A 13558-nucleotide genomic window follows, 5' to 3' on the forward strand; every position below is an offset into this window, starting at 1 on the left:
AATCACGGGATTTGGAGGTTTTAATTAATCAAAATAGGTAATGTATAAGTCTTTAAAGTACCCTTCTGTACCAATATCCACAAATAATCCTACTTGACCTTGACTATCTAGATGCTTTAATTGATCGACAAGTAGTACTTGCTGTCCATTCACAAAAAATTCTGCTCGTTCATCTGTAACAATGACTTTTAAATTAATCCACTCATTAAGTTCAATATCTGCTGAGCCTTCATATCTAGTAATTCCTTTTTCTCTAAAATAATCAAACGTATATTTAGGATAAGAAAAATACTGAATCGCGCGATGTTTTCTAATTGGATCAGAACTCTGACCATTCGTTGGTCGAACATAAAAAGACTCAAACGAAGAATCATCCTCACTTATTCGAAATGCAATCCCAATAAATCCACGGGCAAAATCAGGTGCATCAGCCAGTAATCGACTTAACATTTTGACTTCAATAATTCCATTATGAAACACTGAATCCGCTATTTTTACATACGTATTCTCATCAAATTCCATTAACTTATTCGCTTTTACAACCTTGATCACAGCCTGATCAGCTAAAAATTTTTTTTGACATTTAACATTGACTGCTTTAACTATCATTTCATGGATATTCATCATCGTTTTTCCTTTTAGTTTGATATCGTTCATCTTACTAAATATTGATTATTCTGAACAGTAGGCACAAAAAAGTGACTAGCTCAGCTGTTGTTTATAAAAACTACCCCATTTGCGCATTTCTTCAATAATTGGCAAGAGAGATTGACCCAATTTTGTTAGTTGATATTCAACATGCGGCGGGTTCTCGTGAAAATCGATTCGTTCAACTAAACCATCTGTAATCATCGTTTTTAAGCTGTCTGTCAGTACTTTTTGTGAGATTCCTGCGACGAGCGATCTCTTTAACTCTGCATGACGTTTAGGTCCAGTAATCAAGTCACGAATGATCAATGTTTTCCATTTACTACCTATCAATTGAACTGTTGTGGCCACATCACACTCTGGCATATTTTCTTTCGTAATCATTAGCCGATAGCTCATTTTTTTATTAGTATAGCAAAAAATCAATTGTTTTTCTTGCCTTAAAGTTCACTCCAAGGTTTATACTAAGTTTATCAACTAAATAAAGGAGAATCATTATGAAAAAGACACTCTATCTCATGCGCCATGGCGAAACTTTATTTAATCAACAAAAAAAATCCAGGGTTGGTGCGACTCTCCCCTCACACCAAACGGACAGCAACAAGCCTTGATTGCAAAACAATATTTTGATGAAAACGAAATTGTATTCAAAGAAGCTTATTCTTCTACTTCAGAACGCGCTTGTGATACGCTAGAACTCGTAACTGATGCGCCTTACAAACGTATTAAAGGGTTAAAAGAATGGAATTTTGGAACATTTGAGGCGGAACATGAATATTTAAATCCTAAGTTGCCGTATGGAGATTTTTTTGCCGCATATGGTGGTGAAAAAGAACTCGATTTTCGTAATCGAATGGCCAATACCGTAGCCGATATTTTAGCTCAAGCTACAGAAGATCATATTTTGATCGTTTCTCATGGCGCTTCGTGTCGTCAATTTATGCGGGCTTGGGAACACAAAAGTACAGTAGAACAACAAAGTCGTATCGGAAACTGCTGCATTCTAAAATTTGAGTACGATGCAGCAGAATTTGAACTCGTTGAAATTATCAACCACGATTTTAGTCAATTGGAAGGGTAAAGATGAACATCAAAAAAGCAGCAGAGTTTTTTGACTTAACACCAGACACGTTGCGTTATTATGAACGCGTTGGCGTCATCCCTCCAGTTACACGTAACGAGAGCGGCTACCGAGACTACCAAACCAATGACTTAAATTGGATTTATTTAGCTAAAAGCCTACGAAACGCTGGGATTTCAGTAGAATCCTTGATTGAATTTTCTCAACTCGCACAATTAAGAGGAATCGAACCCATTGAAGCTGCGCAAAAACAAATTTTAATCGATCAGCTAGAAGAACTAGAACTAAAAATCGCAGAACTTCAAGAAGTCCACGATCTTTTAACCTATAAAATTGACACTTACGATGAACATATCGCACAATTTAAAGCAGGAACTCGTACACCTGACACGATCGAAAAATTATGGGAAAAACCCCAAAAAAGGAGAGAAATAATATGGAAACCATCACACTAAATAATGGTGTTATTATGCCAAAATTAGGATTTGGCGTCTATCAAATCCCACAAGATAAAACTGCAGAAGCGGTATATCAAGCCATCAAAATCGGGTATCGCTTGATCGATACAGCCGATATTTACGGTAATGAACAACAAACGGGTGAAGGAATTAGACGGGCAATCTCAGAAGGAATCGTGACGCGTGAAGATTTATTCATTACAACGAAACTTTTTATCTTACAAGCCTCCGAAGCGGGTGCGAAAAAAACAATCGCGCAATCTCTTGAAAAACTGGGGTTAGATTATATCGATCTGTATTTGATCCACCAACCATACGGTGATATCTACGGTGCTTGGCGTACGCTAGTCAAAGAACAAAAAGCCGGTACCTTACGTGGGATTGGTGTTTCTAACTTTAAATCGGCTAAAATGATCGAATTTGTAAACTTAGTCGATGTCAAACCCCAAGTCAATCAGATCGAGATCAACCCTTGGCACCAACGTGAGGAAGATCAGGAATGGCACGAAAAATACGATGTTCAACTTGAAGCATGGGCCCCATTTGCTGAAGGACGTCATGAGTTATTTACGAATCCAGTATTAGAAAAAATCGGCAAGCAATATAATAAAACAGTCAGCCAAGTCGTACTACGTTGGTTGATGCAACGCGATCTTGTCGCACTCGCTAAATCGGTCCGACCAGAACGTATGGCAGAAAACTTTGCAATTTTTGATTTTGAATTATCTAAAAATGATATGGAAACGATCGCGCAGTTAAATCAAAATGAATCGGCCTTTTTCGATCACGATGCTCCTCAACAAGTCGAAGCCTTTATGAAACGTATGTTAGATATCAACTAATTTTTACAAACAAAAAACAGCTAAACGAAATGCATTTGTGTACTTCGTTTAGCTGTTTATCATCTTTAATTTAACACATTTCCACCATTTGTTTTGATCACGTCTTGATACCAGAAGAAGCTATCTTTACGTGAACGATCAAAGGTTCCATTTCCTTGATCATCCGCATCGACATAGACAAAGCCGTAGCGTTTACTCATTTCAGAAGTCGAAGCAGACACCAAATCCGTACAACCCCAAGGAGTGTAGCCCATCAACTCGACTCCATCTTCGATTGCTTCATACATTTGCTCGATATGCGCTTTTAAGTAATCGATACGGTAGCTGTCATGGATCGAACCATCTTCTTCGACCGTATCTAGAGCACCTAAGCCATTTTCAACGATAAATAATGGGATTTGATAACGATCATACAAGTTATTTAAAGTAATGCGTAGACCGATTGGATCGATCTGCCATCCCCAGTCAGAAGCTTTCAAATAAGGATTGGCTTCACCTAACGAGAAGTTTCCTGCTGTCGATTCACCACCAGCATCTGGATTGTGACGCGCCACTGAACTCATATAGTAAGAAAATGACATAAAGTCCACTGGGTATTGCGCAATAATATCTAAATCACCATCTTCAAACGTCACTTCGATACCATTTTCTTTAAAGAAACGTTTCGTATACGCTGGATATTTCCCACGAACTTGTACATCAGAGAAAAATAGATTTTCATGATCCCGTTTGATTTCTTCCATCACATCAGCTGGATTTGGTGTTGCAGGATAAGCTTGCATGCGTGCAAGCATCATGCCAACTTTCATCTCTGGATTTACTTCATGTGCGATCTTCGTTGCTAAACTAGAAGCCACAAATTGATGATGGACAGCTTGATACATATCCGAAAGATTTTGTTTGCCATCTTCAAATAATAATGCTCCACCAACGTAACCTGAGATTCCCATAATATTGATCTCATTAAAAGTCAACCAGTATTTTACTTTATCTTTGTAGCGTGTTAAGACTGTTTTTGCATAGTTGACAAATAGATCGATGACTTTACGGTTTTTCCAACCATCATAGTTTAACGCAATACCAATTGGCGTTTCATAATGCGATAAGGTAACCAGTGGCTCAATACCGTATTTTGCACATTCATCAAAGACATTGTCGTAAAATTGTAGTCCTTCTTCATTTGGTTGCGCATCGTCACCATTTGGGAAAATCCGTGACCAAGCAATCGACAAACGGAACGTCTTAAAGCCCATTTCCGCATATAGTGCAATATCTTCTTTATAACGATGGTAAAAATCTGAACCCCAGCGTTTTGGATACAAACCTTCTTGATCATTTAATGCGAATTCGACTTTTTCACGTGTCATTGGTGCTGCAAATTCTTCCATCTTTTTACGGTCTTCAGGTTTGACCGCGATTGCTGTATCCGAAGTTGCCGGACCGCGGCCACCTTCATTCCATGCCCCTTCAAATTGATTCGCAGCTGTCGCGCCACCCCATAAAAATCCTTTTGGAAATTGTTTTTCTGCCATAATAAACTTACTTCCTTTTCTATGATTTAATAATGAAAAAAAGACCAAAGCAAAAAAGTGAATTCCAATAGACATACGTCTAGTGGGATCAACACACTTTTTTCCTCTGGTCTTGCCTACCGAAGTAGTAACACATCCAGTAAAAAAACGCTCTCACGTTTCCTTAACTCTATGATAGGCATTTTATGAATGAAAGTCAACAGTTTTTTGGAAGCGTTATCCTTAAAATGTGAAAAGCAGTACGTGCGTTCTTAACTAAAACACGTACTGCTTTATAAGTATTATTTTTGAATTTTATTTAGTTCTTTATAAGTACTCCAAGTAAATTGAACAACAGTTAAAGAAGCATTCATAGCTAATTCAGCGTAACGAATTGGTAGTTCTTGAAAACTTCTACCCTTACCATTATCATCTCCCTTATCATTTCGCAAGGTGGATAGTCCATCAATAATAGAGTTAAAACTATTCAATATTTTTTTCACATCATCGTTACTCTTTGCAACTTGATTCGTTTTAGCATCTAAATTCAATTTAATAAAAAAACCTATGACAACTGTCATAGAAAACTCATGACACTTGGAACTTCTTCTCTACCTGTCATTCTTTTACACTAAGGGTATTAAGAGTAGACAAGGAGAAATCATTATGAATTCTACAGTGATCCATGCCCAACAACTTACAAAAACATTTAAAGACAAAGTCGTTTTTAAAGATCTCGATTTTTCAGTAAAACAAGGAGAAATCATCGCACTATTAGGTGAAAATGGTGCGGGAAAATCGACGCTGATCAATATGTTGACGCAACTTATTCCTAAAGATCAAGGTGAGATCCGTTATTTTGATCAAGCAAGACCTTCTCTGATCAATCGAGAACGAATCGCTGTAATGACACAAGAAACCGTCAAATTATCAAAGGTTCGTGTATCGGAGATCTTACGTTTAGCTTGTAGCTTTAGCAAACATCCACTTTCTTATGATGACTTACTGGCTTATGCTGATTTGGCTGATCACGAACAGACTTATATGGAAAAATTGTCAGGTGGTCAACGCAAATGTCTAGGATTTGCCTTAGCAATGGCAAGTAATCCTGATGTGCTTTTTTTAGATGAACCTACAGCCGGGATGGATAGCTTTAGTCGTTTAACATTTTGGCAAACGATCGCCAAATTAAAAGCACAAGGCAAAACATTTATCGTCACCTCTCACTATTTAGAAGAACTTGAAACGATTGCCGATCGGATCATGATTTTAGTCAAAGGACAGTTTGTATTTGATGGATCGATAGATGAATTGCGCCAAAATCGTGGCGTAAGTGAAATCCAATTTTATTTTGATCGTTCTAAAGAGCGATCTTTTTGGTTAGACATTCCCGGTGTTGAATCGGTGACTATCGTCAATCAAAAAATCAAGTTAGTAACACAAGATGTACCTGTCTTTTTACAAGCAATGCAAGACTCTTTTGCGGAATTAAAACAATTAACTATCCAACCGAATTCGCTAGAAACCTTATTTGATCACATTCAGGAGGAACATCAATCATGAAATCATTTATCTTTCAAACCAAGCTTACTGCTATTCGTTTATTTATTCGTAATAAACGCTTTTTGATTATTAGTCTATTGATCCCGGTCTTTTTCTATCTTTTATTTACCAAAGTGATGGACGTTGGCTTAACTGGTACACCGTTACGTGAATGGAAAGCCAATTATTTAGTGAGTATGATGACTTACGGGATTTTGATGGATGCGGTGATGATGATTTCTAGTACACTAGTCAACGATCGTGAAAATGGCTTCGACCAACTGATCACGCTAAGTCCACTGCCGAAAATCCGTTATTATCTAAGTGTGATCATCAGCTTTTTTGGTTTATTTGAATTGTCTATTATCAGTTTATTGATTGTAGGGTATTATATAAATGGCGTAACTTATTCTTGGTTAGAAGTTTTGTTATTTTTAATTGCGCTCCCGTTAACTGCGCTTCCTTTGATCGTGATCGGGATCTTGCTTTCCTTAGCGGGTAGCTCAAATACTGTATCTGGCTTTGCGAATCTACTCGTTTTTCCTTTAGCGATCGTCAGTGGGTTATGGTGGCCGCTTTCGATCTTACCAAGCTGGTTACAAGCCATCGGTAAATGGATGCCGACTTATTTTATGAGTACGGTCATGCGTACACTGTATCATTCTCATAAACTCGATCTTAGTAGTAGTCTAGGTCTAGTGACTTGGTTTATTGCATTAGGACTTGTATTGAGCAGTATACTTTATATCAAACAAAAGAAAGGATATCTCCTAATATGAAAAAATTTTTGGAGGAAGAAATCCTATTCCCTAAAAGATTAGGGTTGATTCCTTATTTTTGGCTCATTTTTTTAATTCCTGTACTTTCTGATCTAATCCATATGCCTCATCAAAAACAACTCATTATTGTTCTTTTATTGCTCGTTTTTTTAAAAGCGTATCGTGAAGGATATGAGTCTAACCGTTGGGCCATCTGGTACGTAGTGACTCAGCTCATTATCAGCGTTGCCTATCAATTTATGGGCATGACGGGATTGTTTATTTTTACAGCTTGGCAAATTGGCTTCTTATCCTTACGTCGTGACCGTTTTTATCTATTTTTAGCAATCTATTATGCTTTTTGCTTCTTCAATATCGTCAGTACGACACTTTGGATCGTTCAAGGAAGTGCACAGGACGTTGGCAGTCTCTTGATCGTCTTATTATTTGCGATCTTTTCACCACTTGTTTCCCGTTCCATCAATGAATCCCTTTATCGTAACACCCAGTTAAATCGTGAAAACAAACGCTTAGAAGCCTTGATCCGCAAAGAAGAGCGTGAACGTATCGCGCGCGACTTACATGATAATTTGGGACAGGCTTTTTCTATTATTACTTTAAAAACTGAACTTGCACAAAAACTACTCATCAAACAACCAGATAAAGTTGCACAGGAATTGACTGAGATTGCTCAAATCTCACGCAATAATCTACAATTAGTTCGACAAATCGTGAACGGCTTAGAAAATCGGTCACTTGCTAAAGCATTGATCGAAGAAGAAAAGTTATTAACAGCAGCAAGTATCTACTTAAGTACAGATGCTGAAGGACTGGCTGAACATTGGCCGCTTGAGATCCAGACGATTTTTTCAGCTTGTCTTAAAGAAGCCTTTACAAATATTATTCGCCACAGTAAAGCCCAACTTGTTCAATGCAGATTTACACAGACAGAACACTTTTATACCCTATCGATTCAAGATAATGGTGTTGGATTTGCCAAAAATGCTACTGCTTCTCATGGTATGAACAGCATGCAAGCTAGAATAAAAGCAAAAAATGGTACCTTAGAGATCACTCATGAAAAAGGGACCACCCTAAATTTTAAAATCCCTGTTGAATAGGAGAAAATCATGACGACACTATTTTTAGCAGAAGATCAGAAAATGTTAAACACTACGCTGACTACTATTTTAGATCTTGAAGAGGACTTCACGGTAATCGGTAATGCTACAGACGGGAAAACTGCTTTAGATAAGATCTTAACACTACAACCAGATGTGGCGATCTTAGATATCGAAATGCCTGAACAAACAGGATTAGAAATTGCGAAAGCGATTCGACTAGCTAATCTTCCAATCAAAATCATCATCTTAACAACATTTGCTAGAGAAAATTATTTCCAAGATGCCATAGCCGCAAATGTAAATGCGTATTTACTTAAAGATAGTCCAAGTGATTTATTGATCAGCAGTATTCGCCAAGTTTTAGAGGGCAACACGATCTTTTCACCTGAACTTGTAAAAAGTGTTTTACGCGCAGAAAAAAATCCGCTCACCAAACGAGAAATGAGTGTCTTGGAAGTGATCCAAACAGGTGCTTCCACTGCTCAAATGGCTAAAATTCTGTTTCTGACAGAAGGTACTTTACGTAATTATATTTCTTCGATTCTCAGCAAAACAGGAACTCATTCGAGAATCGAAGCTATCAATATCGCTAAAAAAAATGGCTGGTTACGCTAGTCACTTAAAAGGAGCTCTGATGATCACTCTACCTTTGATCCAACACCACTTCCCTACGTCTACTCTTCATGAAGAAATACAAAATCAAGAATATGAGGGCTGTTCGTTTATCTCTAATGGATTCTCCTATCGTAGTCGTTTAGCAAAAAAAACGCCAAAAAAATAGGTTATTTCGTTGTCTTTTGGGAGAAAGATGCGCATAACCAAAATACCGCTTATTCATTCGAGACTGCTCCTGATTTTATGTTAGTTTGGATAAGCGACGGAGAACATGCTGGCTATTTTACCTTTCCTAAATCCGTCTTACTGCAAAAAAATATTCTGCGTTCCACTACTCAAAAAGGTAAGATGAGCATTCGTGTCTATCCAGCTTGGTGTACGGAATTAAGCCAAACGGCACAAAAAACACAAGCTTGGCAGTTAAATTATTTTACGAATCTTTAAATCAACTACTAATAGACATTTTTAGATGCATATCACACAAAACCTTCCTATCGATACCACAATGATAGGAAGGTTTTGTATTTATATGACTAGGATACGACTTGGTTTTTCATACGTTCCCCATTGATATAACACGTCGCCGAGCCGCTGCCAAATGTCAAACTAGGCAAAGCACGTTTATACAGATTCAACTCTTTTAGCGTGTCTTCTCTTGAAGACAAAGCCTTAAAAGCATAACGAGTTCGACCGTTTTTTGCTTTTCTAGATTCCGCATGTTCTTTTGAGACTTTATACGCTGCGACAACCGCATTGTCCGCTCCAGTATTGACGGCGATCACATAACGGATTTTATCGATTTTTTCTTTACCGATCACCCAGCTTCCCAATGTCCACGATTTTAGATTATAAACATCACGATATTCTTCTTGGATCGGATAGTCTTTTGACTCATCTTTACTTAACTGAAAAGCATCTTTGACTTTTACAGCTAAGATCAATTCTTTTGTTGGAATGTCAGCTAGTTCGATTGGTTGGTAACCAAATTGTTCCTCAAAATTTTCTGTTGAAAAGGCGCGAGTCCCGTGACCGTTCATTAGATTTGTCAGCTCCAATCTTTGAATGATCTTCGCATAGTTAATCAGCGTATTTTCACTAGCAAATGCCTGCTCTTCTGTCAGTCCATAGCTAATTAGATAAGAAGCGACCGTTTGTCCTTCTGCTAAAATATCCTGGATCGTTTGGATTTTTAAAGTCTGTAAGGTTTCCCCTTCAAGTTCTCTTGCATTCATCGCGCCAAGTGCTGCTTGTTTATGAGCAAAAACGCGATTGTCTTTCCCCTTTCCAATGTAAAAAGGGTGTGCTGTTCTAGGATCAACTAAACAATAAACGTAATAGCCATGTCCTACTTTTGGTTCTAAAGCAGCTAATGTCGAATTTGAAAACCGTATGATCTCCATGATGCTTCTCTCCAATTCTTCATTTCATTTTATCTAGTATACCAATGATTTCTTCCTCTAGCTAAAGAAAAAACGACGAGCCAATCAGCTCGTCGTTTCATTCATTTATTATTTATTCACCTGTTTTTAATTAAACGGGAAGGAAACTCGGTATTTTAATGCCGAGATGAATTCCCGTTCTTTTTATTTTCGATTTACATATGGTCATGATATAATTATCTAGAGGTGTTGATATGAAAGATAAGGAACGATTCACATATGGTAGAACTTCTGTATACAATTTAAACTACCATTTAATTTGGGGAACCAAATATCGGAATAAAGTCTTAAAAGGTGAAATCGAAACAGATTTGAAACAATTACTATATGATATTGCTGCTGAATATGGGTTCGTTATATCTCATATGGAGATTGGTCTTGATGACCAGATTCACTTATTCATTAGTGCACCACCAAAACTTTCTGTCACCAATATTGTTCGTTGGTTGAAAGGAATTAGCGCTAGAAAGATTTTCCAACTGCATCCAGAACTGAAAACCAATTCTGGGAAGCCAGAAGGGGATAGACAATTTTGGTCCCCTAGCTATTTTGTTGAAAGTATTGGAACGACAAATGAACATGCGATTGCGAAGTATATTGACGGCCAACGATTAAAGGAGATGAACCATCAGTGATCGAAAAAGGCTGAATCGATCGAGCTGCAAAGCCAGTTGTTTGTTCAGGTTCAGTCGTACTCCTTGTACTTTTAGCTGCTTGAGATTTTGTATCTGTTGTTTCGTCTTTAGTACTCGTGTCAGGTGTTTCAGATGATAATATTTTTTCTTCGGATAATTGAGTAGAAGATTGTGTAGTTGAATTTATTTCTGAATCGTTTTTTTCAGGTGTAGTGGATGGTTCAATATAACTAGTGTCAGAAGGTTGCAGAGGTTCAGTAACAGATGTGGTCGCTGTAGTGTCAGACGTTCGAGCATAGACAGAAAGTGGTAGATTGGAAAGGACTAAAGCAGGCAACAAAAGAAACTTAAATAAAGATTTTTTCATTCACGCATCACCCTTTTTTGTATTCTATTAAGTTAATATTCTCACGAATAAGTTTACAAGTAAATGTTTTTGTCTAATTTTCGTTCTTAAAAAAGGCTGTGACCAAAGTCTGTCACAGCCTTTCTCTTCACTTTTCCACATGTCTCATTAACCACTCTTCGATACGATCGACGACTTCTTGAAATTCTTTTTCTAGTAAAATCTCATGACGCAAGGTTTCAAATAAAGCCAGCGTCACATCTTGGAATCCATTTTCTTCAAGGTCTTTGGCAATTTTTTTCGGACCTTTTCCAAAATCACCGACTGGGTCTTCTGCCCCACTAATGATCAAAATCGGTAACGTTTTCGGAATAGGTGCCATCCAATTTTTTTGATTCGCTCGATTTACGAAAGCAAATAGTGTCTCAAACCCATTAAACGTAAAGGTAAATCCTAGTTTCGGATCAGCTTCATAACGTCTAAGATTTTCAGGATTTTTTGATAACCAGCTAAACGGACTTGTCTCTTTAAAGGGCTTGTTGTAAGAAGCAAAAGCTAGTCTATCAATAACTGTTCCAACAGCTTTCGGTTTGACCTTGGCGACTCGCTTGATGATTGGATAGGCTAGATCTAACGTTTTCGGTTTTGTACCAGTCCCCATCAAGATCACACCTTGAATATCGACTGGATAAACTTGAAGGTAGGTTCTTAAGGCAAACGACCCCATACTGTGCCCAAGCATAAAATAAGGCAAGTTAGGATAGTGCTTTTGTGTCCATTGTTTAACTTGATCGATATCTGCTAAGACATTAGCGACTCCATTTTCTCCAAAAAAACCATAAGTAGGCTCATTAGGATCAACAGATAGTCCATGTCCTAGATGATCGTGGCCCACTACAATAAAACCGAGCTTGTTTAAATATTGTGCAAAATAAGCATAACGTTCAACGTATTCTGTCATGCCATGGATCAATTGGACGACACCTTTAGGCTCTTTCACAAAATCCCAAGCACAGACATGTAAAGGCGTCTGTTTATCGGTTGAAGTAAAGGTCATCTCTTTCATTGTTCTTCCTCATTTCTGCTTATGATTTAGTCTTCATTTTCGATGCCATACTCTTTGGCTACTTCTTTGATGCTTCTAGTCTGCGGATGTTTTAAATAGTCTTCGTAAGCTAGATCCGCGATCAACGCATCGTAAATATCTTCTAACTGTTCTATCAACTCTTCGTTTTCCATACGTTTAGACTCCTTAAAAATCTTTCTAAAGTGTCTTCATTTGGAAATTGTTCTTTTCTTCGAGTATACCGTTTTAATTGTTTATTAAATCCTTCGATTAAGTTCGTTGAATAGATGGTTCGTCTGATAGTGGGAGGAAAATTATAAAATGTGACTATGGCAGGATTCAAGAGCAGATTGACAACTCTTGGATACTGCTTTCCCCATTTTTTGACCATAAAGTCCACTTGAACCAATGCCTCTTCTTTTGAATTCGCTTGGTAAACCAATTTGAAGTCCTCACAAATTTCTTTTCGATCTCGAACACGAACTTTATGAGCGATATTTCTAGATACATGCACACAACATTGTTGGAATTGGGCATTCGGATACACACTATGTATACTTTCTTCAATACCGCTTAATCCGTCTGTCACGACTAATAAAACTTCTTTTAACCCACGGTTTCTAAGATCTTGAAGAACTTCTTTCCAAATATAAGCAGACTCAGTTAGGGCAATAGTAAACCCAAGAACCTCTTTGGTTTCATCTAATCGAATACCAATCGTAATATACACTGCTTCCTTCGAAACAGTCTGTCGCTTCACTGGGATATGCGTCGCATCCATAAATATAACGGAATAACTTGATTCTAACGTTTTTTCCTTAAACGCTAAAACATCTTCAGACACGATTTTACTCATGCTGGAGATCGTTTGTGGTGTATAGTGGTAACCATACATTTTTTCAATTAATTCGGAGATTTCAGCCATAGTAATGTCTTTTTGAAATAATTGGATAATGGTTGTTTCTAACGAATCATTGGTTCTCTTATATGCTGGGAGTGTTTGTTGAGAAAATTCGCCATTCCGATCTCTAGGAATGGTTAAATTCAACTCTCCATATTCTGTTTTAAATGTACGTGAATAATTCCCATTACGAGAATTTCCTGAATTGAATCCATTTCGATCATATTTTTCGTAATCTAAAAAAGCAGTTAGCTCTGCTTGTAGAAGTGAATTAATCGCTCACCCGAAATAATTCATCTAGATCCCCTGTATTGAGTAGTGTTTGCATAATTTCTATAGTAAAATTAGTCATGAGAAAGTCCTCCTATAAAATTTCTGTGTGGTAACTTTAATTTTACAGAATGGACTTTCTTTTTCTCTACCCTAAATTTCTATTTACACAAAATATTTTACGTTATCAAAAATAGTCAAGTCCATAATCCTGTGTAAAATACTATACAATGTTTTACTGGTCTCTCATTGATCAAACTTAATATATTTTCTTGTAGAACTGAGCCATTCGTCATGAAGGTCCATAAGGACAGCTCCAATT

At 37.3% G+C, this 13558-nt stretch carries 15 protein-coding genes and 3 pseudogenes; 9 read left to right on the plus strand and 9 right to left on the minus strand.

All coding sequences use genetic code 11. The annotated features are described in order from the left end of the window. Positions 1 to 24: 24 nt before the first annotated feature. Positions 25 to 609: a hypothetical protein gene (locus ACWOEC_RS06340; RefSeq protein WP_455306755.1), complete on the minus strand. Its 585-nt coding sequence runs from the start codon at positions 607 to 609 to the stop codon at positions 25 to 27. A gap of 93 nt (positions 610 to 702) precedes the next feature. Further along, positions 703 to 1032: a winged helix-turn-helix transcriptional regulator gene (locus ACWOEC_RS06345; protein ID WP_455306756.1), complete on the minus strand. Its 330-nt coding sequence runs from the start codon at positions 1030 to 1032 to the stop codon at positions 703 to 705. Between the two features lie 113 nt (positions 1033 to 1145). On the opposite strand from ACWOEC_RS06345, the pseudogene ACWOEC_RS06350 reads away from it, so the two are divergent. The 3 genes and pseudogenes from ACWOEC_RS06350 (at position 1146) to ACWOEC_RS06360 (ending at position 3029) form a co-directional block, all read left to right on the plus strand. After that, positions 1146 to 1729 (plus strand): annotated as a pseudogene (locus tag ACWOEC_RS06350) (histidine phosphatase family protein). 2 nt (positions 1730 to 1731) lie between these two features. Next, the gene (locus ACWOEC_RS06355; protein ID WP_455306724.1) at positions 1732 to 2184 is read left to right on the plus strand and encodes a MerR family transcriptional regulator; all 453 of its coding nucleotides are present in this window, start codon (positions 1732 to 1734) and stop codon (positions 2182 to 2184) included. Next, positions 2166 to 3029, plus strand: a complete 864-nt coding sequence (locus ACWOEC_RS06360; RefSeq protein ID WP_455306726.1) for an aldo/keto reductase — start codon at positions 2166 to 2168, stop codon at positions 3027 to 3029. Before ACWOEC_RS06355 ends, ACWOEC_RS06360 begins: the two co-directional genes overlap by 19 nt. Before the next feature lie 65 nt (positions 3030 to 3094). On the opposite strand, the gene ACWOEC_RS06365 is transcribed toward ACWOEC_RS06360, so the two are convergent. Together ACWOEC_RS06365 and ACWOEC_RS06370 are read right to left on the minus strand one after the other, a co-directional pair. Then, positions 3095 to 4561 carry a glycoside hydrolase family 1 protein gene (locus tag ACWOEC_RS06365; RefSeq protein WP_455306728.1) on the minus strand — a complete coding sequence of 489 codons (1467 nt, stop codon included), beginning with the start codon at positions 4559 to 4561 and terminating at the stop codon, positions 3095 to 3097. Between the two features lie 281 nt (positions 4562 to 4842). Beyond that, positions 4843 to 5121 (minus strand): abortive infection family protein, encoded by a 279-nt coding sequence (locus tag ACWOEC_RS06370; RefSeq protein WP_455306730.1) that lies wholly within the window; start codon positions 5119 to 5121, stop codon positions 4843 to 4845. Positions 5122 to 5206: 85 nt separating this feature from the next. Between ACWOEC_RS06370 and ACWOEC_RS06375 the strand changes: the two genes are divergently transcribed. From ACWOEC_RS06375 to ACWOEC_RS06395, 5 genes and pseudogenes are all read left to right on the plus strand, one after another. Beyond that, a complete protein-coding gene (locus tag ACWOEC_RS06375) occupies positions 5207 to 6103 on the plus strand; it encodes an ABC transporter ATP-binding protein (protein ID WP_455306732.1) in 897 nt (298 codons plus the stop codon). Next, positions 6100 to 6861 (plus strand): ABC transporter permease, encoded by a 762-nt coding sequence (locus ACWOEC_RS06380; RefSeq protein WP_455306734.1) that lies wholly within the window; start codon positions 6100 to 6102, stop codon positions 6859 to 6861. The genes ACWOEC_RS06375 and ACWOEC_RS06380 overlap by 4 nt, the downstream gene beginning before the upstream one ends. Next, entirely contained in the window at positions 6858 to 7961 is a 1104-nt protein-coding gene (locus ACWOEC_RS06385) for a sensor histidine kinase (protein WP_455306736.1), read from the plus strand. Before ACWOEC_RS06380 ends, ACWOEC_RS06385 begins: the two co-directional genes overlap by 4 nt. 9 nt (positions 7962 to 7970) lie before the next feature. After that, positions 7971 to 8579, plus strand: a complete 609-nt coding sequence (locus tag ACWOEC_RS06390) for a response regulator transcription factor (protein WP_455306738.1) — start codon at positions 7971 to 7973, stop codon at positions 8577 to 8579. 19 nt (positions 8580 to 8598) lie between these two features. Continuing rightward, positions 8599 to 9023, plus strand: a pseudogene (locus ACWOEC_RS06395) (MepB family protein). A gap of 89 nt (positions 9024 to 9112) precedes the next feature. Here ACWOEC_RS06395 and ACWOEC_RS06400 read toward each other — a convergent pair. Beyond that, complete coding sequence (locus tag ACWOEC_RS06400; RefSeq protein WP_455306740.1) at positions 9113 to 9979, minus strand: LEM-3-like GIY-YIG domain-containing protein; 867 nt, start codon at positions 9977 to 9979, stop codon at positions 9113 to 9115. Between the two features lie 233 nt (positions 9980 to 10212). On the opposite strand from ACWOEC_RS06400, the gene tnpA reads away from it, so the two are divergent. After that, positions 10213 to 10653 (plus strand): IS200/IS605 family transposase, encoded by a 441-nt coding sequence (gene tnpA / locus ACWOEC_RS06405; protein WP_455306742.1) that lies wholly within the window; start codon positions 10213 to 10215, stop codon positions 10651 to 10653. On the opposite strand, the gene ACWOEC_RS06410 is transcribed toward tnpA, so the two are convergent. From ACWOEC_RS06410 to ACWOEC_RS06425, 4 genes and pseudogenes are all read right to left on the minus strand, one after another. Further along, entirely contained in the window at positions 10559 to 11020 is a 462-nt protein-coding gene (locus tag ACWOEC_RS06410; protein WP_455306744.1) for a hypothetical protein, read from the minus strand. The genes tnpA and ACWOEC_RS06410 overlap by 95 nt on opposite strands. A 127-nt stretch (positions 11021 to 11147) precedes the next feature. After that, positions 11148 to 12065 (minus strand): alpha/beta fold hydrolase, encoded by a 918-nt coding sequence (locus ACWOEC_RS06415; RefSeq protein WP_455306745.1) that lies wholly within the window; start codon positions 12063 to 12065, stop codon positions 11148 to 11150. A 26-nt stretch (positions 12066 to 12091) separates the two neighbouring features. Continuing rightward, on the minus strand, positions 12092 to 12238 hold the full coding sequence (locus ACWOEC_RS06420; protein ID WP_455306747.1) for a hypothetical protein: 147 nt from the start codon (positions 12236 to 12238) through the stop codon (positions 12092 to 12094). Further along, positions 12220 to 13318: pseudogene (locus tag ACWOEC_RS06425) on the minus strand (IS256 family transposase). The gene ACWOEC_RS06420 and the pseudogene ACWOEC_RS06425 overlap by 19 nt, the downstream one beginning before the upstream one ends. Positions 13319 to 13558 lie beyond the last annotated feature (240 nt).

The sequence above is a fragment of the Enterococcus bulliens genome (genome assembly GCF_053761865.1).